This window comes from Microbacterium sp. MYb64, assembly GCF_002979495.1.
Classification (GTDB): Bacteria; Actinomycetota; Actinomycetes; order Actinomycetales; family Microbacteriaceae; genus Microbacterium; species Microbacterium azadirachtae_A.
In genome coordinates this window covers 1-19,133 of record NZ_PCOW01000027.1, presented here as the reverse complement: position 1 = coordinate 19,133, position 19,133 = coordinate 1, and the positions used below count along the sequence as shown (strand labels likewise).

The window sequence follows — 19,133 nt, the reverse complement described above, 5'->3', positions numbered from 1 at the left end:
CTCCGCAGAGGTCAGGAGCCGATCGCGGCCGTCAGGAAGTCCTCGACGGCCGCGATCGTCGTCGCGTTGTCCCGGTGCGCGATGCCGCGGATGCCCAGGTGCGCAGCGCCGTCGATCTGCTGTCGGCGGTCATCGATGAAGAACACGTCCGCCGGCTCAGCACCCATCGCCACCAGGGCAGCGGTGTACGCCTCGGGATCCGGCTTGTTCGCGCCGATCTCATGGCTGTAGCAGATCGGGTCGAAGACCGAGGAGAAGCCGTAGCGGCGCTCCTCCTCTTCGCGGGCGCCATCGGCCGAGTTCGACAGGATCGCGACGCCGGCGCGACCGCGCAGCGTGCGGGCGTAGTCGATCAGCGGTGTGTTCTCGTCGCCGCAGTACGAGTCCCACATCTCGGTCAGCGCCTCGTCCCGTTGCTCAGCGGTGAACCCGAGCGCCTGCGCGAACCCGTCCCAGTACTCCTCGGCACGGCCCCGCACGAGATCGATGCGCGGAAGATCCGCCGCCGCGATCACCAGGTCGTACTCGGCGCGGGTCATCGCGGCGCGGGCCGCCCAGCGGTTCTTGAGCTCCTCCTGCCACGGGCCGTCGTCGACGATCTCGAGCACGCCGCCGATGTCGAACAGGATCCAGGGCTTGTTCCGCGTCATGCCTCGAGGTTAGGCGACGCGCTGCGGAGCGCCGATGGGCTGTGCTCCCCGCTCGTCTCACCCTCGGATGCAGAAGCACCGGATCTGTCACAGAATGGATCCGTCCCGACAGCGTCACCGAGGAGCATCGCATGAGCAGCATCGTCGACTTCGTCACCGTCTCGACCGCGGGTCTCGAATCCTCGCCCATCGCCGAAGCGCTGGCGGGGCTGCGCGCGAACGAGGCGCGGTACATCACCAACAAGTACGGATCCCCGTTCACCGTGAGCACCCCGGACGAGGACCCGGACACGCTGCGATGGGTGACCGACATCCTCCGCGAGGAGCGCGGCATCGTGATCGCGAGCCCCGCGCTCGAGGTGAGCGGATTCGAGGCGGACGGGATCCGATTCGGCTACGTCTTCTACGCCTCGGGCCTCGCGATCAACGTGATGTACACGCTCGCCGACGAGGGCAAGCGCGCGGTCGGCTTCAAGCTGGCACTCGGCATGGAAATCCCGGAGGAGCTGTCGGCCTTCAAGTTCGCACGCCAGCGGTCGAAGCTCGCGGGCGAGATCCGCGGCTCCTATTTCGTGATCAAGGGTGAGCACTGAGCGGAGCGCGGTTCGCCGACCGGTCGCTTCTGGACAGCAAGCCGGCTATTCCATGGAGGACGCGATACGCAACCACGGTTCGGCGCGGGATCCGGTCGAGGCCGATCCGCGTGCCGCACCATCCGCGGCGACCACGAGGGACCACTCCGCGAGCGAGGTCCCGGCATCGGCGAGTCGCCTGCTGAGCCGGCCGACGGCCCTGCGCGTGGGGTCGCCCTGAACCGATACATGCGCCATGTGGTGACGGACCAGCGCTGCGATGGCCGTGGTCTCTCTGTCTGGCCACCCCAGACGACCGCCCATCCGGAGGACGATCTCTCCCCCGAGTTCCGCGTGGCCGTGCGAGGTCACGGAGTCGCCGTCCGACCGAGTGGTCGCGGGTTTCCCGACGTCGTGGAACAGTGCGGCCAGGACGACGATCTCCCGGCGGTCGATCGGGCCGGGCGCGGCGTCCCAGCGTGCCGCCGCCGCATCCGCGGCGAGAAGCGAGTGCGTCAGCACGTCGCCTTCGGGATGCCACCGAGCATCCTGCGGAACCGAGTCCAGCGCCGCCAGTTCCGGAAGCCGCGAGACGAGCCTCTCCCTGAGCAGCTCCTTCGACGGCTCGGTCGCGTGTCGGGCAATGCGGCGCAATGCGTCACCCGCCTGGTCGTCCGCCTGATGCCCCAGAGGCGGCACCGAGTCCGGGTCCTTCGCGTACGTCATCCTCCTCGTGCCTCCACTCAGCCCGTCCTCCCCAGAGTAGATGGGAGCGATCGCGCACGGCCACGATGATCCGTCCCGCTGCGCGGCTAAGCTCATGGGCGATGTCGACACTTGCATTTGAGCCGCTGTCCACCAGCTTCTTCGGCTGCCGCATCACCATTTCCGGCATCGCCTACTCATCCGGCGTGCTGTTCGAGAGCCCCGTGTCCTCCGCGGAACAAGAGCTCGCGTTGCAGAACGCGCGATCCGCCTTCGGGTTCGTGCAGGACGAGCGTCCCGTAGATCTCCACGCCGCCGTGGCCCGCCGTCTCCCTCCCACCGTGGATGCCGCCGTCTTCGACGAGTGCCGACTCGTCTCCCTCAGCGCCGTCTGGCGCACTCGAGCGCAGTCGCTCGAGCTCTCCCTCGCGTACGGGTTCGACGACGGTGTCTACGCCATCGCGTCGCTGCGCGACAACACTGTGGAAGAAGTCTCGCTCGCGGATTGACCCGGCTCCGCCGCTGGCGTCTATGCCTCGACGCGAGAGGAACTGGATCCGGGCCGCCTGAGCGCCCTCAACACAGGCAGCGCCAAGTATCCGCCTGCGGTCAGCACCGCGCAGACCAGAAGGACGTCCGCGATGCCGGCCACGGCGTCGTAGCTCGTCACGATCGGGTCGTACCAGGCGCGCTGCCACTGAAAGCTCATCGTCACCGGGAAAGACGTCGGCTCGTAGCGCGAGAGATCCTGCTCAACCCAGGCGAAGGGCAGACCGAAGCGGGCGTGGCCGAGATCGCGTACCGAGGCTGCCGTGAAGCGATCAGCCACAAGAAGGTAGAACGTTGCCAGTGCGGCGAGCGGCAGCAGGCAGAGGTAGACGCGCAGCACCCTCGATGGCAGGGATCTGGTCTTCCGCACTCACGACCTCCGCGAGATCCGCTGGCACCTCGGGCAGAAGTGGCTCGACCGGTTCATGAACGCGTCGCGGCGGATCGGTCCGCCGCAGCGCGGGCAGGGCTGCCCAGTGCGTCCGTAGGCGTTCAGGGAGTGCGCGAAGTAGCCGGCCTCGCCGTTGACGTTGACGTACTGGGCGTCGAAGCTCGTGCCGCCCTCGGCCAGCGCCTTTGCCAGCACGGCCCGCACTTCGGCCAGCAGGCGGTTCACGGCGATCGTCGACAACGCGGACGCCGGAGTCTCGGGGTGGATCCGGGCCGCCCAGAGCGACTCGTCGGCGTAGATGTTGCCGACACCGCTGATCACGCCCTGATCCAGCAGCACGCGCTTGATGGCGCTCGATCGCGTGCGCAGTGCGCTGCGGAACGCCTGGTCCTGGAACGCCTCGTCCATCGGATCCCGCGCGATGTGCGAGACCTGCGAGGGGATCAACGGCTCGGTGCTCCCCCACCCCGCGGCGCGCGCATCGGCGGTCGGTACGAGGGCGTCCACCGCGAGAGAGCCGAACGTGCGCTGATCGGCGAAGACCACGGCGAGTTCGCCGTGCTGCGGGTGCTCGACGAACAGCCGGATCCGCTCGTGCCGCTCTGCCGCCGCATCAGGGCTGCGCAGCAGCAGCTGCCCGGACATGCCCAGATGCCCGACGATCGCTGAACGGCCGTCGGCCGCCGCCGTGGCGAGAGGCATCCAGAGGAACTTTCCGCGACGAGCCACGGTCGCGACCTCGGATCCCTCGAGCCGCGCGACGAAGTCGGCGGCACCCGCGGCGTGCCTCGTGAGCGCTCGCTCGTCGTGCACGGCCACCGAGACGATGCGCGCCCCGGTCATCGCCGGGGCGAGACCGGAACGGACGACCTCGACCTCGGGGAGTTCAGGCACGGTCGCTGAGCGCGTGCCAGGCGGCCAGCGCCGCAGCCATCTCCGCCGTCTTCTTGCTCGTGCCGGTGCCCATGGTCGCGAGTTCGCCCGCGGTCACGGTCGCGGTGAAGCGCCGGTCGTGATCGGGCCCCGTCGAGACCACCTCGTAGGCGGGCGCGCTGAGCCCGAGCCGCGCAGACAGCTCCTGCAGCGCGGTCTTCGGATCCATCGCCGCGCCGTAGCGCTCCGGGTCGCCGAGGAGCGGTTCGATGAGCCGCAGCACGAGCGCGGTCGCCGCCTCGGGTCCCGCCGACAGGTACGTGGCGCCGAACACGGCCTCCATGGTGTCGGCAAGGATCGAGTCCTTGTCGCGACCTCCGGTGCGCTCCTCGCCGTTTCCGAGCAGGATGTGCGCGCCGAGGCCGATGCCGCGAGCGACCTCCGCCAGGGCGACCGTCGAGACCACGCTCGCGCGCCGCTTCGCCAGCGCCCCCTCGTCGAGGTCGGGCAGCGTCGTGTAGAGCATGACCGTCACGGCCTGGCCGAGCACGGAGTCGCCGAGGAACTCGAGACGCTCGTTGTGCGGGATGGCGCCGTTCTCGTACGCGTACGAACGATGCGTCAGCGCAAGCTGAAGCAGCTCGGGGTCGATATCGACTCCGAGCTGCTCAGAAAGAGGGCGCGTCCCTACGGGGACTTCTGCCATGATCGACGGATCGATCAGACGTCGGCGACCTTGCGGCCCTTGTACTCGAGGAACAGCTCGGTGCCCTGCGAGTCGGTGACGACCTTCGCCTGGTGGGGGCGGCTGTAGACGACCTTGCCGTTCTCGATGGTCTTGACGAGGGCAGGGGCCTCCGCCTTCCACTGCGCGCGACGCGAGCGGGTGTTCGAACGGGAGACCTTGCGCTTCGGGGGGTTACCGGCCATGGTTGCTTACCTTCTGTGTTCTGGGCGCGCAGCTATTCCGCTGCGTTTCCGTGGTCTGTGATCTGCTGGAGGGCGGCCCATCGAGGATCGACGGGAGCGTCCTGCTCTTTCCCGGCGCTTCTGGTCAGCCGCTCACCGGTCTCGGGGTCGAGTCCAGGGCAATCCGGCTGACACACCGGCTGAAACGGGAGCGCCAAAACCACCGCGTCCCTGACCAGAGTTTCAAGATCCACGTGGTCGTCTTGAACCTCGAAGTCGTTCGCTTCCTCTCCAGGGTACGCGAAAAGCTCCTGAAACTCGACTTCGACAGGCTCTTCGATCGGATTCAGGCATCGCCCGCACTCTCCGCGGTACGTCGAATCGACCTCGCCGGTGACGAGGATGCCCTCGTGCACCGACTCCAACCGGGCGTAGAGATCGATCTCCTCACCCTTCTCGACGGAGACGAGGCCTTCGCCCCACTGCTCCTTGAGAGGGATCGTGATGCGGTGCTCGCGCATCTCTCCCGGTCGGCGAACGATGTCGCGCACGGGCAGCACGAACGGTCCATTGCGTCGCGTCTTCACCGGGACAGTCTACCGGGCCGCCCTGGACGGAGGCCGGTCCTCAGATCCCGCGCGAGCCGGTGTCGAGGAAGCGGGCGACCGCCGGCGGCACGAACGGGGAGACATCGCCGCCCAGTGCCGCGACCTGGCGCACGAGCGAACTGGAGACGAGCGCGTGCGCGGGATCCGGCAGCAGGAACACCGTCTCGATGTCGGCGAGGTGACGGTTGACGATCGCCATCGGCGACTCGTACGCCACGTCGACCTGCGAGCGGATGCCCTTGACGAGCACCCCGGCGTTCACGTCCCTCGCATAGTCGACCAGGAGGCCCATGCTCCAGGAACCGACGATCACGGTTCCCACCACCCCGGCCTCGGCGATCGATTCCTCCAGCAGAGTGAGGCGCTGGGCGACCGGCAGCATCGCCTGCTTGTCCGGGTTGTGCACCACCAGCACGTGCAGCTCGTCGTAGAGGGCAGCGGCGCGCCGGATGACATCCAGATGGCCGAGGGTCGGCGGGTCGAAGGAACCGGGGACGACGGCGATCCGAGCGCTCACTTCGTCTCCTCCGATCGCTCAGTGCATCGCATACGACCACCCTAGCGGCGCGGATCTCTGCGTCGGCCGAGCGGCAGCGGCCTGGCGCGCTCAGTTCTTGGCGAGCGCCGCACGATCGTCGATGCTGAGCCGCTGCGCCATCGCCTCGCGCAGCCCCTCGTGCTGCTGCAGCGCAGGATCCGCCTCGATGATCTCCTCGGCGATCGCACGGGCCTGCGCGATCAGATCCGAGTCCTTGATGACCCGCAGCAGCTTGAGCGAGGACTTCGCCCCGGACTGGCGCGCTCCGAGCACGTCGCCCTCGCCGCGCAGGTCGAGATCGACCTCGGCGAGCACGAAGCCGTCGAGAGTGGCCGCCACGGCGTCGACGCGGTCGCGGGCAGGGGTCCCCTGCTCGGCCTCGGTGACCAGCAGGCACAGACCAGGCACGCCACCGCGGCCGATGCGCCCGCGCAGCTGGTGCAGCTGGGAGACGCCGAACCGGTCGGCCTCCAGCACGATCATGGTCGAGGCGTTCGGCACGTCGACGCCGACCTCGATCACGGTCGTCGCGACGAGGAGGTCGATCTCCCCGCGGGCGAAGGACTGCATGATCGCATCCTTCTCGTCCGCGCTCATGCGTCCGTGCAGGCCGGCGATCCGCACGGCGCTCAGCTTCGGATGCGTGGAGAGCGCGGCCAGCAGCTGCACCACGCCCCAGCGCGGTCCGCGGCTCTCCTCCTCCTCGTCCGCGAAATGCTCCTGATCCGCTTCCTCGGCGCCGTCGTCGGTGTCGATCGCCGCGCACACGGCGAACACCTGACGGCCCTTCTCGATCTCCTCCGCGGCGCGTTCCCATACCCGGGCGAACCATCCGGGATGGTCGGAGAGGGGGGCGACGAAGGTCTCGATGCCCGCGCGCCCGCGGGGCATGGTGCGGATCACAGACGTGTCGAGGTCGCCGAAAACCGTCATCGCGACCGTGCGCGGAATCGGAGTCGCCGTGAGCACGAGCGCATGCGGACTCGTGCCCTTGGCGCGCAGGGCCTCGCGCTGCTCCACGCCGAACCGGTGCTGCTCGTCGACGACCACGAGGCCGAGGTCGGCGAAGGTGGTCTTCTCCCCCAGCAGCGCGTGCGTTCCCACCACGATGAGGGCCTGCCCTGCAGCGACCCTCAGGGCGGCCTTGCGGCGCTCGGGGGCGGACATCTGCCCCGTGAGCAGCGTGGGCATCACGAGCGGGGCGAGCTTCGGCCCGAGCATCTTCGTGATCGAGCGCAGATGCTGCCCGGCGAGCACCTCGGTCGGCGCGATGAGCGCCGCCTGACCACCCGACTCGGCGACCTGCAGCATGGCGCGCAGGGCGACCAGCGTCTTGCCCGATCCGACCTCGCCCTGCACGAGCCGGTTCATGGGCGCCCCACCGATGAGATCCGCGGCGATCGTCTCGCCCACCCTCTCCTGATCGGGGGTGAGCTCGAACGGCAGCGCGGCGTCGAAGCGCTCCAGCAGCCCGCCGGGTTTCGCCGGTCGAGCGGTGGCTTCGAGCATTCGCACGAGGTAACGCTGCTGCATGAGGGCGCTCTGCAGCGTGAGCGCCTCGTGCATGCGCAGCGTGCGGACCGCCGGCGCGATCTCGTCCTTGTTGCTCGGCCGGTGGATCCGCTCGAGCGCGACGCGGGCGTCGAGCAGACCCTCCTCGCGGCGCACCTCGTCGGGAATCGGCTCCGGCACGAGGCCGAGATCGTCCAGGACCGTGCCGACCATCTTCTCGATCTGCCACGTGGTGAGGGACGCCGTGGCCGGGTAGATGGGCAGCGGCGTGGTCACGAGGACGTCGGCCTGGGTGCGCGCACGCAGCTCGTCGTCGAACATCTCGTACTGGGGGTGCGCGAACTGGGTGACGCCGCGGTAGTCGCCGACTTTGCCGGTGAACACGCCGCGGCGGCCGATCCGCAGCTCCTTCTCGCGCCATTCGAGCTGGCCGCGGTACTTGGCGAAGAACGTCAGCACCATGCGGCCGACGCCGTCGCCGATGTCGACGGTCATCATCGCGCCGCGACGGTTCTTCATGTCGCGCACGGTCACCGACATCACCTCGGCCACGATCGTGACCGTCTCGCCCTTCGGGAGGTCGAGGATCGGCGTGAGTTCGCCGCGGTTGGCGTAACGGCGCGGGTAGTGCGAGAGCAGATCCCAGACCGTGCTCATGCCGAAGGCCTTCTGCAGCGCCTTCGCATTCCCGTCGCCGACCGCGACGGCGAGCGGCGAATCGAGGCGGAGCGGCATGCTCAGAAGTCTAGAGCGGGCCCCGGACAGCGTGCGCCGCGTGTGCACAGCGGCACAGCGCGACGGCGACCCGCGACGGATGAGGGCTCAGCGGCCGAGGAACTCCAATGCGGCGTCGCGGAACGGCTTCGACCCCGGCGCGTTGAAGTGATGCCGGCCCGGGATCTCGAAGAACGATCCGTGCGGCGAGGCGTCCGCGAGGCGGCGCGACCCGGCGATGATGGGGTCCTCGGATCCGGTCGCGAAGAGGATCGGCTGCGCCGGCGCGGTCGCCGGATCCGGATCGATCGTGCGCGCCTCCCCGCGCATGCCGAGCGCGAGGGCGAGCATCACGTCGAGATCGTTCCCCGGCACGCGTTCGGTGAGCGCGATGTAGTCGCGCGTGGCGGGGTCGGTGACCGGCGCCCCCTCGGCCAGGTACGCGCGCACCTCTGCGACGTCGAGCCGCTCCAGCGGGCGCCCGTCGGGGATCCCGCCCAGCACGGCGCGCGGGACGCGGTCGCCGAGGTCGCGCAGCACCTCCCAGCCCACGCGGGCGCCCAGGGAGTAACCGACGTAGAGGGCTTCGTCGACGAGGTAGGTGTCGAGCACCTGCTCGATGTCGCCCGCGAGGGTGCGCATCGTGTAGTCCTCGGGCTGGCGCGGCTTCTCGCTCGCGCCATGACCGCGCTGGTCGATGCCGAGCACCCGGTATCCGGCGCGCTCCAGGGTGCGTGCCCAGCCGGTGAGCACCCAGTTGTCCCGCGTGCTGGAGGCGAAGCCATGCACGAGCACCACGACGGGTGCATCCGGATCGCCCCAGGTGTAGGTCGCGAGCCCGACGCCCTCACCCGCCTCGATGATCTGCGGGCGGGGCATGCTGATCAGTTCTGCAAGAGGTTCGGCCACTCCTCCATCTTGGCCCCGCTCCGCCCTCCGCGGGCTGTCCCGCCGCGGGCATGACGCCGTGCGTCGCGCCGGCGTCCGGCGCGGGTCGGGCGTCCGTGGGACGAATAGGGTGAACGGGTGACGAGAATCATCGCCGGATCCGCCGGCGGCACCCGCCTGGACGTGCCGGGGCAGGGAACCCGGCCCACGAGCGATCGGGTGCGCGAGTCGCTGTTCGGCGCCCTGTCCTCGATGGACGCGATCGCCGACGCGCGCGTGCTCGACCTGTACGCCGGATCCGGAGCGCTCGGGCTGGAGGCGCTCAGCCGTGGCGCGCGCAGCACCGTGCTCGTCGAGAGAGGACGCGCCGCCGCTGCGGTCGTCCGCCGCAATGCCGCCGCGGTCGCGAAGGCGCTGGGCGACGACGCGGCCGGGAGGACGAGCGTGCAGGAGTCGTCCGTGCACGGCTACCTCCTCCGTGCCGCTGGTCCATTCGACCTGGTCTTCACCGACCCGCCCTATGAGCTGTCCGAGGCCGACATGACGGCGGACCTGGTGGCTCTCGCTCCGCTGCTCTCCCCCGACGCCGTCGTCGTGATCGAGCGCGGGAAGCGATCCACCCCTCCGGAGCTCGCCGCCGCGGGCCTCAGCCTCATTCGGGAGAAGGTCTACGGCGACACCGCGCTGTGGTGGGCGGAGCCGACGGCTCCCTGATTCTCAGCGTCGGGCGTCGGCTCCGGCGTCCCGGTAGGGATCCCAGCCGAGCGGTCCGACCGGCTCGCCGTCGCACAGCACCGGGGCGTCCGCCACCGCGGCGATCACGGAGCCGATCCGCCGGAAGCCCGGCGGCAGCATCCCCGCGCGGAACGCGGCGAGCAGGGCGTGGTCCTCACCGCCGGCCAGCGCACGATGCGGGTGAGCGCCGAGGGCGGCACGCTCCAGGGAGATCGTGACCCCCGAGGCCTCCGCCATGCGGCCGGCATCCAGCGCGAGCCCGTCGGAGACGTCCATCATCGCGGTGGCTCCCGCGATCGCGGCCATCGGGCCGAGTCCGATCGGCGGCGTCGGGCGCAACTGCGCGGCGATCGCGTCGGCCTCACCCTCGTCCAGCGCCGCGGCGTCGACGGCAACCGCCACGCCGTCGCGGTGGAAGCGCCGGAACAGCACCGAGAGCCCATGGCCCGCGACCCCCATCTCCCCCGCGATCGCGATGTCGTCTCCCACCTGCGCGCCGGAGCGGGTGACGGCGGGGCGCCCCTCGAGGTCGCCGAGCGCGGTGACCGCGATCATCAGGGTCGCCGACACGGTCAGGTCGCCGCCGACGACGGCGCAGCCGGGGGCGAGGGCGGCGCAGGCGTCGCGGAAGCCATCGGCCAGCGCCGCGATGAAGGAGAGACGGCGATCCTTCGGCACGGCGAGCGCGACCAGTAGAGCCGTGGGACGCGCGCCCATCGCTGCGATGTCGGCGAGGTTCACCGCCGCCGACTTCCAGCCCAGGTCGTAGCCGCTCGACCACGCCGCGCGGAAGTCGGGGCCCTCCACGAGCGTGTCGGTGGTCGCGACGACGGATCCGGACGGCGCCGCGACCACGGCGGCGTCGTCGCCGGGGCCGAGCAGCGCGTCGCGCCCCGCGGGCGTGCGCGTGAGGATCGTGCGGAGCACCCTGCCCTCGCTCACCTCGCCGATCATCGGATCGTCGGATCCCGGATCCTCCACGGTCGCGTCGGATCCTGGAGCTGAAAGGTCCACCATGCTCTCAACGGTAGCCTGGAGGGATGCCCCGCCGTCTCGCCGTCGCCACCGTCCTCGTGCTCGCAGCGGGGCTGCTGGCCGGGTGCAGCTCGACCGTGCACCTGAACGCCGCGGACGACGCGAACGACCCGCGCTGCGCCGACGTGTCCGTGCGGCTCTCGAACGTGCCCGCGATCGACGGGCACGATCGGCGCTGGACCGACGCGCAGGCGACGGCGGCCTGGGGCGATCCGGCCGTGGTGCTGCTCACCTGCGGCCTACCGGAGGCGGAACCGACGAGCACCCTCCAGTGCGTGACCCGTCAGGGCATCGACTGGCTCGTCGACACCTCGAAGACGCCGCTGCTCACGCTCACGACCTACGGCCGCAAGCCCGCCGTGCAGCTGTTCATCGACAGCACCCCGAACAAGGGCGTCAGCGCGAACGACGTGATCGACAACAAGAGCCTCGCCGCGGCGATCGCGACGATCCCCGCCACCCACGCCTGCGTCGAGCGGCCCGGGACGGACGCGACGCCCGCCCCGAGCCCGTCGAACTAGCCGCCCGTCGGGACTAGCGGCGCAGACCCGCTTCGATCAGTTCCGTGATGAGGTCGCGATAGCTGAGTCCCGACGCGATCCAGCACTTCGGGAACATCGAGATCGGCGTGAAGCCGGGCATCGTGTTCAGCTCGTTCACGACGAGCGTCTCGTCCGCCGTGAGGAACATGTCGACCCGCGCGAGCCCTCGTCCGTCGACCGCCTCGAACGCCTCGACGCCGGCCTGCTGGATCGCGGCGATCTCGGCGTCGGCGAGCTCCGCCGGGCAGACCACGTCCACGCCGTCTCCGCCGAGGTACTTGCCCTCGAAGTCGTAGAAGCCCCGAGAGGTCAGCACGATCTCGCCGGGCACCGACGCACGCGGCCCTTCGGCGCCCTCGAGGATCGCGACCTCGATCTCGCGACCGACGACGCCGGTCTCCACGAGCACCTTGTCGTCCTCGGCGAGGGCGATGCGCATCGCCTCGTCGAACTCGGCGGGATCGGTCACCTTGGAGACGCCGACGCTGGAGCCGGCGCGGGCCGGCTTGACGAACAGCGGCGACCCGAGCTTCTCCGCCGCGGCCCGCACCCCGGCCGGATCCTGCGCCCATTGCCGTGCCCGCACGGTGATCCAGGGCGCCACGGCGATGCCTGCGGCCTGCAGCGCGACCTTCATGAAGTGCTTGTCCATGCACAGCGCGGAATCCAGCACCCCGCCGCCGGCGTACGGCACCTCGAGCGTGTCGAAGTAGCCCTGCAGCGTGCCGTCCTCGCCGTGCGGTCCGTGCAGCAGCGGCAGCACCACGTCGATCGCGCCGAGGTCTTCGACGGAGCCGTCGGCACGCGTCACGCGCAGGGTGCGGATCCCGCCGGGCTCGGGCCACTGGATACGCGTGCCGTTGTCGGCCACCTCGGGCAGGTGCGCGGCGTCGAGCGGGAATTTCTCGGGCTCGTCGTCCTCCAGGACGAACGCGCCCTCGCGGGTGATCCCGACAGGGATGACGTCGTAGCGCTCCCGGTCAAGGGCGCGCAGCACCCCGCCCGCCGTTGCGGAGCTGATCGAGTGCTCGCTGGAGCGCCCTCCGAAGAGCACCACCACCGTCTGCTTGTCCATTGCCCGTCCCTTCCCCCTGGGGGGTGTCGTCGTCGGTGGTCAGATGGGGGGCGATGTCGCGCGGATCCATGGCGCCGTCCAGCACCATCTTCACCTGCTCGACGATCGGCATCTCCACGCCGGCGGCGCGGGCCAGCTGCAGGATCGGCGCGACGGACGCGAGTCCCTCGGCCGTCTGCTGCATCTGCTTGACCACGTCCTGGAAGCTGTATCCCTGGCCGAGCAGGCGCCCGGCCGTGTTGTTGCGACTGAGCGGCGACTGGCACGTCGCGATCAGGTCGCCGAGGCCGGCGAGACCCTGCAGGGTGCCCGGCTGTGCGCCGTTCGCCACCGCGAAGTCGGTCATCTCGACCAGCCCCCGGGTGATGATCGACGCCTTGGTGTTCTCGCCGTAGCCGACGCCGTCGACGATGCCGATCGCGACGGCGATGAGGTTCTTCAGCACCCCGCCGAACTCCGTGCCGATGACATCGGTGTTCACGAAGCTGCGGAAGTAGTGGTTGCGCGCGGTGCGCGCGACGATGTCGGCCGTCTCCTGGCTGTTCGAGGCGATGACCGCAGCGGTGGGCTGCTCGCGGGCGATCTCGAGCGCCAGGTTCGGCCCGCTCGCCACGGCGATGCGGTCGGGATCGCAGCGCAGCTCCTGCTCGATCACCTGACTCATCCGCAGTCCGGTGCGCTTCTCGACGCCCTTCATGAGGCTGACCACCGGGATGTCCGAGTCCCGCAGCAGCGGACGCAGCGCCTTGAGGTTCTCCCGCAGCGTCTGGCTCGGCACCGACAGGTACACCTGCTCGGCGCCCTGGACCGCCTCGGCCAGATGGTGCGTCGCGGTCATCGAGCGCGGCAGATTGATCCCGGAGAGGTACTGCGAGTTGCGCTTCGCCTCGGCGATCTCATGGGCCAGCTCCTGCCGGCGCGCCCACATCGTCACCTGGGCCCCGCCGTCGGCGAGGATCTTGCCGAAGGTGGTCCCCCAGCTGCCGGCGCCGATCACCGTGACGCGCGGCCCGAGCGGGATCGACGCGGTGCGCGGTGCGTTCCTAGGAGTCAAGACGACCCGTCTCCCTCTGGCCGTGCTCGGCCGGGTTCCACCGCTTGGCGGGGGCCTTTTCGCCGCGCAGCTCCTCCAGGAGGGCCGTGATCGCGGTCATGAGCCGGTCCGTGGCCTCCACGAGAGCGGCATTCTCACCCGCGCGGTCGTACAGGTCGGAGATGTCGACCGGATCCCCGATCACGACGTCGATCTTCTTGCGCGGCGGCCAGAGGCTGAGGCCCTTCTGGTAGCGGCCCATGATGTTCTGCGTGCCCCACTGCGCCATCGGGATCAGCGGGATCCGTCCCGCGAGCGCGAGACGGACGGCGCCCGACTTGCCGCGCATGGGCCACAGCTCGGGGTCGCGCGTGAGCGTGCCCTCCGGGTAGACGATCACGCCCCTGCCGTGCTCGACGAGCTCCTTCGACTGCGCGATGGTCTGCTTCGCCGCCGCGACCGAGGTCGCCCGTGCCACGGGGATCATCCCCGTGCCGCGCAGCGCCCAGCCGAGCACGGGCACGCGGAACAGGCTCTCCTTCGCCATGAAGCGCGGCGCACGACCGAGCCGCCAGACGGCGACGGCGACGATGAGCGGGTCGAACTCCGAGTAGTGGTTCGGCGCCATCACGAAAGAGCCGGAGCGGGGCAACTTCTCCTCACCGCGAATGCGGATCTTCGCGAGGAAGGAGACGAACGGGACCACGAAGACCGCCAGGAACCAGAACAGGCTCGGGCGGGTCTTCTCGGCGGTCGCGCGCATCTCAGCCGATCACATCGAAATCGGCACCCAGCGCGGTCAGCTTGTCGAGGAACTTCTCGTAGCCGCGGCTGAGGATGTCGACGCCGGAGACCTTCGACTCGCCCGTCGCCGTGAGCGCGGCGATGACGTGGCTGTAGCCGCCGCGCAGGTCGGGAACCACGATGTCGGCGCCGTGCAGCGGGGTCGGGCCGGTGATGACGGCGGCCTGCTCGAGATCGCGGCGCGCGACGCGACGCGGGCCGTCCTGCAGACCGTGCGGGTGCACGACGATGTCGGCGCCCATCTTCACGAGGGCGGCGGTGAAGCCCATCCGGTTCTCGTAGACGGTCTCGTGGACGACCGAGCGGCCGCGGGCCTGCGTCAGGGCCACCACGAGCGGCTGCTGCCAGTCGGTCATGAAACCGGGGTGCACGTCGGTCTCGACGATGACCGGCTTCAGCTCGCCGTCGCGGCGGAACAGGATCCCGTCCTCGCGCACGTCGAACCAGCCGCCCGCCTTGCGGAAGACGTTGAGGAAGGTCAGCATCTCCTGCTGCTTCGCGCCGCCGACGAAGATCTCGCCGTCCGTGGCGAGGGCCGCGCATGCCCAGGAGGCCGCCTCGTTGCGGTCGAAGATCGACCGGTGGTCGTAGCCGCGCAGCGTCTCGACGCCCTCGATGAGGATGACCCTGTTCGGCTCGTAGGAGATGATCGCGCCCATCTTCTGCAGCACCGCGATGAGATCCATGATCTCGGGCTCGATCGCTGCGTTCCGCAGCTCGGTCTGCCCCTGCGCGCGCACTGCAGTGAGCAGCACCTGCTCGGTCGCGCCCACACTCGGGTACGGCAGGTGGATGCTCGCGCCCTTCAGCCCGTTCGGGGCCGAGAGACGGATGCCGCTGGGCAGCTTCTCGACGACCGCACCGAACTTGCGCAGCGCGTCGAGGTGGAAGTCGATGGGACGGTCGCCGATGCGGCAGCCGCCGAGATCGGGGATGAAGGCCTGGCCGAGGCGGTGCAGCAGCGGTCCGCAGAACAGGATCGGGATGCGCGAGGCTCCCGCGTGGGCGTCGATCTCCTCGAAGTGCGCCGACTCGACATCGCTGGGATCGAAGATGAGCGCACCGGGCTCGTCGCCCTCGGTGACCCGCACGCCGTGCACCTCGAGCAGGGAGCGCACCACGGCGACGTCGCTCAGGTCGGGGACGTCGCGCAGCGTGCTCGCCGTCTCGCCGAGGAGGGTGGCGACCATGGCCTTGGTCGCCAGGTTCTTCGCGCCCTTCACGTCCACCCGGCCGTGAAGTGGACGTCCGCCGCGGATTGCCAGGACATCGCCCGAAGGCTTCGAAGCGAGCGTGGTCTCGTGCAGCGGTGTCGTCATTCAGGGCCTCTTCTTGTGGAACGGGCGCGGCCGGAGCCGTCGGGCGGATGCCCCAGGCTCACGGCCGCGTCCGATTCACCGAATAGGAAGCGTTCGTGGCCGCCACGACTCGCGGCGGGCCTCGAACTGCGCGATCTTGTCTTCGTTGCGCAGCGTGAGCCCGATGTCATCGAGCCCTTCGAGGAGCCGCCATCTAGTGTAATCGTCGATCCCGATGGTGGTCTGGAAGACGGGCTCGCCTGTCGCCTGTCCCGAACCCGCCGAAGCTCCGATCGTGGCGGTGCGCGCCGCGAGGTCGACCGTGATCTCCCGGCCGGGATCCTCGTCGATCAGCGCCCAGATCCGCTCGATGTCGGCTTCGTCGACGGTCGCGGCGAGCAGGCCCTGCTTACCGGAGTTGCCGCGGAAGATGTCGGCGAAACGAGGGCTCAGCACGACCTTGAACCCGTAATCGCGCAGGGCCCACACGGCGTGTTCCCGGCTGGATCCGGTGCCGAAGTCGGGGCCTGCCACGAGAACGGACGCGTTGCGGAACGGCTCCTGGTTGAGCACGAACTCGGGATCCTGGCGCCAGGCGTGGAAGAGCGCATCCTCGAAACCGGTCTTGGTGACCCGCTTCAGGAACACAGCGGGGATGATCTGGTCGGTGTCGACGTTGGAGCGCTTCAGCGGGGCTGCGACGCCGGTGTGGGTGGTGAACTTCTCCATGCTCAGGCCTCCTGCCCGTTCTCGACGAGGTCGCTCGGGCTGGACAGCGTGCCGCGCACCGCCGTCGCCGCGGCGACGAGAGGCGACACGAGGTGCGTGCGGCCTCCCTTGCCCTGCCGGCCCTCGAAGTTGCGGTTGCTCGTCGACGCGCACCGCTCGCCGGGGGCGAGCTGGTCGGGGTTCATCCCCAGGCACATCGAGCATCCGGCGAACCGCCACTCGGCGCCGAAGTCCGTGAAGACCTTGTCCAGGCCCTCGGCCTCGGCTTCCAGGCGCACGCGGGCGGATCCGGGGACCACCATGACGCGCACGCCGTCGGCCTTCTTCTTGCCCTTGATGACGGATGCGAAAGCGCGCAGATCCTCGATCCGGCTGTTCGTGCACGAGCCCATGAAGACGGCGTCGACCTTCACGTCCTTCAGCGGAGTGCCGGGGGCCAGATCCATGTACTCGAGCGCACGCTCGGCGGCGCTGCGCTCGTTCGCATCCGCGATCTCGGCGGGGTTCGGCACGGAGGCGGAGAGCGAGACGCCCTGACCCGGGTTCGTCCCCCAGGTGACGAAAGGCTCCAGCGCATCGGCGTCGATGAGCACCTCCGCGTCGTAGGTCGCGCCCTCATCGGTGGGCAGCGTGCGCCAGTACGCGACGGCGTCGTCCCAGTCCTGGCCCTGCGGCGCGTGCGGCTTGCCCTGCACGTACGCGAAGGTGGTCTCGTCCGGGGCGACCATGCCTGCACGGGCGCCGGCCTCGATCGACATGTTGCAGATCGTCATGCGGCCCTCCATCGAGAGCGCGCGGATCGCGCTGCCGCGGAACTCCAGCACGTATCCCTGACCGCCGCCGGTGCCGATCTTGGCGATCACGGCGAGGATGATGTCCTTCGCCGTGACACCGGGCCGCAGCGTGCCGTCGACCGTGATCGCCATCGTCTTGAAGGGCTTCAGCGGCAGCGTCTGCGTGGCCATGACGTGCTCGACCTCGCTCGTCCCGATGCCGAACGCCATCGCGCCGAACGCGCCGTGCGTCGACGTGTGCGAGTCGCCGCAGACTACCGTGATGCCGGGCATCGTGAGCCCCAGCTGCGGTCCGACGACATGCACGATGCCCTGTTCCGCATCGCCCAGGGAGTGCAGGCGCACGCCGAACTCCTCGGCGTTGCGGCGCAGCGTCTCGATCTGCGTACGGCTGGTGAGGTCGGCGATCGGCTTGTCGATCGCCAGCGTCGGGGTGTTGTGGTCCTCGGTCGCGATCGTGAGGTCGAGGCGGCGCAGCGGGCGTCCCTCAGAGCGCAGGCCGTCGAAGGCCTGGGGGCTCGTGACCTCGTGCACGAGGTGCAGGTCGATGTAGATGAGGTCGGGCTCGCCGTTCTCGCCCTTCACCACGAGGTGGTCGTCCCAGACCTTCTCTGCCAGCGTCCGGGGTCGGGGGGATGCGTCGTTCATGCGTTGCTTCTCCTGGGTAGTGGTGCGGCCGGGTCCCCTGAAGAGCAGGGCGCGACTCCGCGGCGAGAGAGGCCTAGATCGAGGTCTCGCCGCGGCTGCTAAGGAGAAGGTGCACCGCCTGCATGCGCACGAGCTTACCTCGGCCCAGGGTGGGTGTTTCCCACCCACCCTGGGCCGTCGGAGGTCACTCCGCGAGAGCGCGCTCGCGGCGCTTCTCGCGCCCCGAGGCGATCAGGCTCGCGCCCGTGGCGCCGAGCATCGCGACGACGATCACGGTGAGCGACAGCCAGATCGGCACGTCAGGCGCCCACTCGATGGGCTTGCCGCCGTTGATGAAGGGCACGCTGTTCTCGTGCATCGCGTGCAGCACGAGCTTGACGCCGATGAAGGCCAGGATGATCGCGATGCCGTAGTGCAGATAGCGCAGGCGGTCGAGCAGATCCCCGAGCAGGAAGTAGAGCTGGCGGAGCCCCATCAGCGCGAAGATGTTCGCGGTGAACACGAGGAAGCTGTTCTGCGTGATGCTGAAGATCGCGGGGATCGAGTCGATCGCGAACATCAGGTCCGTGACGCCGATCGTGACGAACACGATGATCATCGGGGTCCAGATCCGCTTGCCGTCCACCACCGTGCGCAGCTTGGGACCATCGAACTCGTCGCTGACGGGCACGAGCCGGCGCACCAGGCGCACGGCGAAACCCTCCTTCGCGGCGGTCTCGTCCTCCTGCTCCTTCTCCGGCATCGCCTGGCGGATCGCGGTCCAAATGAGGAAGGCGCCGAACAGGTAGAACACCGGCGCGAAGTTCTCGATGATCGTGACGCCGAGCAGGATGAACACGCCGCGCAGCACCAGGGCGATGATGATGCCGACCATCAGCACCTCCTGCTGCAGCTTCCGCGGCACCGAGAACTGGGCCATGATCAGCACGAACACGAAGAGGTTGTCGATCGAGAGGCTGTACTCCAGCGCCCAGCCGGTGAGGAACTCCCCCGCATGCTGTCCGCCCGCGACCGCGAGCAGAAGTCCCGCGAAACCGAGCGCCAGGGCGACGTAGAACACGACCCAGAGGGTCGACTCCTTGGTGGAGGGGATGTGGGGGCGCCACCGCACGATCAGCAGGTCGCCGATCAGGATCAGCAGCAGAACGGCGAGCGAGACGATTTCGAACCAGACGGGAACGTCCACAGGGGCCTTTCGAAGAGGTCGGTCAACGGCCGAAAGTCTCTTCCCCGCCGAATGGCGGCCACGCGCCCGGAGACCCGGCAACGGGCCTCGTGATGACGATCGCGTGAAGTCGGAATACTCCCCTTCGCGGAGTACATTCTACGGCACGAGCGAGGGAGGAAGCTTCGATCGGCACGGAGAGGAAGCTTCGATCGGCACGGAGGGGCGCGCTGATCGTCCTCCACAGACCGGCGTCAAACAGAGTTATCCCCTGTTTGGAAAGTCCGGGTGATCTGGGGTTCGAATGTCGGTGGCCCCGAGGAGGATGGGGGTATGAAGACGTTGGATGCGATCGCGGCGCTGATC

22 protein-coding genes are annotated in these 19,133 nt (G+C 69.5%); 4 read left to right on the top strand and 18 right to left on the bottom strand.

Annotated features, from left to right (window positions below; all coding sequences use genetic code 11):
* Window positions 1-11 precede the first annotated feature (11 nt).
* Complete coding sequence (locus tag CQ044_RS17600; protein ID WP_258133363.1) at window positions 12-650, bottom strand: HAD-IA family hydrolase; 639 nt, start codon at window positions 648-650, stop codon at window positions 12-14.
* A gap of 131 nt (window positions 651-781) precedes the next feature.
* Between CQ044_RS17600 and CQ044_RS17595 the strand changes: the two genes are divergently transcribed.
* Window positions 782-1,243: a phage tail protein gene (locus CQ044_RS17595; protein ID WP_105689670.1), complete on the top strand. Its 462-nt coding sequence runs from the start codon at window positions 782-784 to the stop codon at window positions 1,241-1,243.
* A 45-nt stretch (window positions 1,244-1,288) separates the two neighbouring features.
* Here CQ044_RS17595 and CQ044_RS17590 read toward each other — a convergent pair whose 3' ends face one another.
* Entirely contained in the window at window positions 1,289-1,948 is a 660-nt protein-coding gene (locus tag CQ044_RS17590; protein ID WP_181158374.1) for an HD domain-containing protein, read from the bottom strand.
* A gap of 101 nt (window positions 1,949-2,049) precedes the next feature.
* Between CQ044_RS17590 and CQ044_RS17585 the strand changes: the two genes are divergently transcribed.
* A complete protein-coding gene (locus CQ044_RS17585; RefSeq protein WP_105689668.1) occupies window positions 2,050-2,436 on the top strand; it encodes a hypothetical protein in 387 nt (128 codons plus the stop codon).
* 20 nt (window positions 2,437-2,456) lie between these two features.
* Here CQ044_RS17585 and CQ044_RS17580 read toward each other — a convergent pair whose 3' ends face one another.
* The 8 genes from CQ044_RS17580 to CQ044_RS17545 all read right to left on the bottom strand — a co-directional run bounded on the left by CQ044_RS17580 (window position 2,457) and on the right by CQ044_RS17545 (window position 8,930).
* A complete protein-coding gene (locus CQ044_RS17580; protein WP_146116824.1) occupies window positions 2,457-2,816 on the bottom strand; it encodes a hypothetical protein in 360 nt (119 codons plus the stop codon).
* Window positions 2,817-2,846: 30 nt separating this feature from the next.
* Window positions 2,847-3,761, bottom strand: a complete 915-nt coding sequence (mutM, locus tag CQ044_RS17575) for a bifunctional DNA-formamidopyrimidine glycosylase/DNA-(apurinic or apyrimidinic site) lyase (protein WP_105689666.1) — start codon at window positions 3,759-3,761, stop codon at window positions 2,847-2,849.
* Window positions 3,754-4,446, bottom strand: a complete 693-nt coding sequence (gene rnc / locus CQ044_RS17570) for a ribonuclease III (protein ID WP_105689665.1) — start codon at window positions 4,444-4,446, stop codon at window positions 3,754-3,756. The genes mutM and rnc overlap by 8 nt, the downstream gene beginning before the upstream one ends.
* Window positions 4,447-4,460: 14 nt before the next feature.
* Window positions 4,461-4,670, bottom strand: a complete 210-nt coding sequence (gene rpmF, locus CQ044_RS17565) for a 50S ribosomal protein L32 (RefSeq protein WP_013586329.1) — start codon at window positions 4,668-4,670, stop codon at window positions 4,461-4,463.
* 32 nt (window positions 4,671-4,702) lie between these two features.
* Window positions 4,703-5,170, bottom strand: a complete 468-nt coding sequence (locus CQ044_RS17560) for a DUF177 domain-containing protein (protein WP_045273339.1) — start codon at window positions 5,168-5,170, stop codon at window positions 4,703-4,705.
* 106 nt (window positions 5,171-5,276) lie between these two features.
* Entirely contained in the window at window positions 5,277-5,774 is a 498-nt protein-coding gene (coaD, locus tag CQ044_RS17555) for a pantetheine-phosphate adenylyltransferase (RefSeq protein WP_045273263.1), read from the bottom strand.
* A gap of 90 nt (window positions 5,775-5,864) precedes the next feature.
* Entirely contained in the window at window positions 5,865-8,042 is a 2,178-nt protein-coding gene (locus tag CQ044_RS17550) for an ATP-dependent DNA helicase RecG (protein ID WP_105689664.1), read from the bottom strand.
* An 87-nt stretch (window positions 8,043-8,129) separates the two neighbouring features.
* A complete protein-coding gene (locus CQ044_RS17545) occupies window positions 8,130-8,930 on the bottom strand; it encodes an alpha/beta fold hydrolase (RefSeq protein ID WP_374954872.1) in 801 nt (266 codons plus the stop codon).
* A 117-nt stretch (window positions 8,931-9,047) separates the two neighbouring features.
* Here CQ044_RS17545 and rsmD point away from each other — a divergent pair, with 117 nt between their 5' ends.
* Entirely contained in the window at window positions 9,048-9,623 is a 576-nt protein-coding gene (gene rsmD, locus CQ044_RS17540) for a 16S rRNA (guanine(966)-N(2))-methyltransferase RsmD (RefSeq protein WP_105689662.1), read from the top strand.
* A gap of 3 nt (window positions 9,624-9,626) precedes the next feature.
* On the opposite strand, the gene thiL is transcribed toward rsmD, so the two are convergent.
* Window positions 9,627-10,661: a thiamine-phosphate kinase gene (gene thiL / locus CQ044_RS17535; RefSeq protein ID WP_181158373.1), complete on the bottom strand. Its 1,035-nt coding sequence runs from the start codon at window positions 10,659-10,661 to the stop codon at window positions 9,627-9,629.
* Window positions 10,662-10,684: 23 nt separating this feature from the next.
* Here thiL and CQ044_RS17530 point away from each other — a divergent pair, with 23 nt between their 5' ends.
* Window positions 10,685-11,200, top strand: coding sequence for a DUF3515 domain-containing protein (locus CQ044_RS17530; RefSeq protein WP_105689661.1), 516 nt, complete (start codon window positions 10,685-10,687; stop codon window positions 11,198-11,200).
* Between the two features lie 13 nt (window positions 11,201-11,213).
* On the opposite strand, the gene CQ044_RS17525 is transcribed toward CQ044_RS17530, so the two are convergent.
* The 7 genes from CQ044_RS17525 to CQ044_RS17495 form a co-directional block, all read right to left on the bottom strand.
* On the bottom strand, window positions 11,214-12,296 hold the full coding sequence (locus CQ044_RS17525; RefSeq protein WP_105689660.1) for a D-alanine--D-alanine ligase family protein: 1,083 nt from the start codon (window positions 12,294-12,296) through the stop codon (window positions 11,214-11,216).
* Window positions 12,202-13,350: an NAD(P)H-dependent glycerol-3-phosphate dehydrogenase gene (locus tag CQ044_RS17520; protein WP_258133362.1), complete on the bottom strand. Its 1,149-nt coding sequence runs from the start codon at window positions 13,348-13,350 to the stop codon at window positions 12,202-12,204. The genes CQ044_RS17525 and CQ044_RS17520 overlap by 95 nt, the downstream gene beginning before the upstream one ends.
* Complete coding sequence (locus tag CQ044_RS17515; RefSeq protein WP_105689659.1) at window positions 13,340-14,092, bottom strand: 1-acyl-sn-glycerol-3-phosphate acyltransferase; 753 nt, start codon at window positions 14,090-14,092, stop codon at window positions 13,340-13,342. Before CQ044_RS17515 ends, CQ044_RS17520 begins: the two co-directional genes overlap by 11 nt.
* Window position 14,093: 1 nt before the next feature.
* Entirely contained in the window at window positions 14,094-15,452 is a 1,359-nt protein-coding gene (murA, locus tag CQ044_RS17510) for a UDP-N-acetylglucosamine 1-carboxyvinyltransferase (RefSeq protein WP_105689658.1), read from the bottom strand.
* Between the two features lie 75 nt (window positions 15,453-15,527).
* Window positions 15,528-16,160, bottom strand: coding sequence for a 3-isopropylmalate dehydratase small subunit (gene leuD / locus CQ044_RS17505; RefSeq protein WP_105689657.1), 633 nt, complete (start codon window positions 16,158-16,160; stop codon window positions 15,528-15,530).
* 2 nt (window positions 16,161-16,162) lie between these two features.
* Complete coding sequence (gene leuC / locus CQ044_RS17500) at window positions 16,163-17,602, bottom strand: 3-isopropylmalate dehydratase large subunit (protein WP_105689656.1); 1,440 nt, start codon at window positions 17,600-17,602, stop codon at window positions 16,163-16,165.
* A 184-nt stretch (window positions 17,603-17,786) separates the two neighbouring features.
* Window positions 17,787-18,788: a TerC/Alx family metal homeostasis membrane protein gene (locus tag CQ044_RS17495; RefSeq protein WP_045273277.1), complete on the bottom strand. Its 1,002-nt coding sequence runs from the start codon at window positions 18,786-18,788 to the stop codon at window positions 17,787-17,789.
* Window positions 18,789-19,133 lie beyond the last annotated feature (345 nt).

Bases quoted from the DNA above. Each gene is read 5' to 3' on its own strand.
- CQ044_RS17600 (WP_258133363.1), bottom strand. From the start codon at position 650: ATGACGCGGAACAAGCCCTGGATCCTGTTCGACATCGGCGGCGTGCTC.
- CQ044_RS17595 (WP_105689670.1), top strand. From the start codon at position 782: ATGAGCAGCATCGTCGACTTCGTCACCGTCTCGACCGCGGGTCTCGAA.
- CQ044_RS17590 (WP_181158374.1), bottom strand. From the start codon at position 1,948: ATGACGTACGCGAAGGACCCGGACTCGGTGCCGCCTCTGGGGCATCAG.
- CQ044_RS17585 (WP_105689668.1), top strand. From the start codon at position 2,050: ATGTCGACACTTGCATTTGAGCCGCTGTCCACCAGCTTCTTCGGCTGC.
- rnc (WP_105689665.1), bottom strand. From the start codon at position 4,446: ATGGCAGAAGTCCCCGTAGGGACGCGCCCTCTTTCTGAGCAGCTCGGA.
- rpmF (WP_013586329.1), bottom strand. From the start codon at position 4,670: ATGGCCGGTAACCCCCCGAAGCGCAAGGTCTCCCGTTCGAACACCCGC.
- CQ044_RS17560 (WP_045273339.1), bottom strand. From the start codon at position 5,170: ATGCGCGAGCACCGCATCACGATCCCTCTCAAGGAGCAGTGGGGCGAA.
- CQ044_RS17550 (WP_105689664.1), bottom strand. From the start codon at position 8,042: ATGCCGCTCCGCCTCGATTCGCCGCTCGCCGTCGCGGTCGGCGACGGG.
- thiL (WP_181158373.1), bottom strand. From the start codon at position 10,661: ATGGTGGACCTTTCAGCTCCAGGATCCGACGCGACCGTGGAGGATCCG.
- CQ044_RS17530 (WP_105689661.1), top strand. From the start codon at position 10,685: ATGCCCCGCCGTCTCGCCGTCGCCACCGTCCTCGTGCTCGCAGCGGGG.
- CQ044_RS17525 (WP_105689660.1), bottom strand. From the start codon at position 12,296: ATGGACAAGCAGACGGTGGTGGTGCTCTTCGGAGGGCGCTCCAGCGAG.
- CQ044_RS17515 (WP_105689659.1), bottom strand. From the start codon at position 14,092: ATGCGCGCGACCGCCGAGAAGACCCGCCCGAGCCTGTTCTGGTTCCTG.
- murA (WP_105689658.1), bottom strand. From the start codon at position 15,452: ATGACGACACCGCTGCACGAGACCACGCTCGCTTCGAAGCCTTCGGGC.
- leuD (WP_105689657.1), bottom strand. From the start codon at position 16,160: ATGGAGAAGTTCACCACCCACACCGGCGTCGCAGCCCCGCTGAAGCGC.
- leuC (WP_105689656.1), bottom strand. From the start codon at position 17,602: ATGAACGACGCATCCCCCCGACCCCGGACGCTGGCAGAGAAGGTCTGG.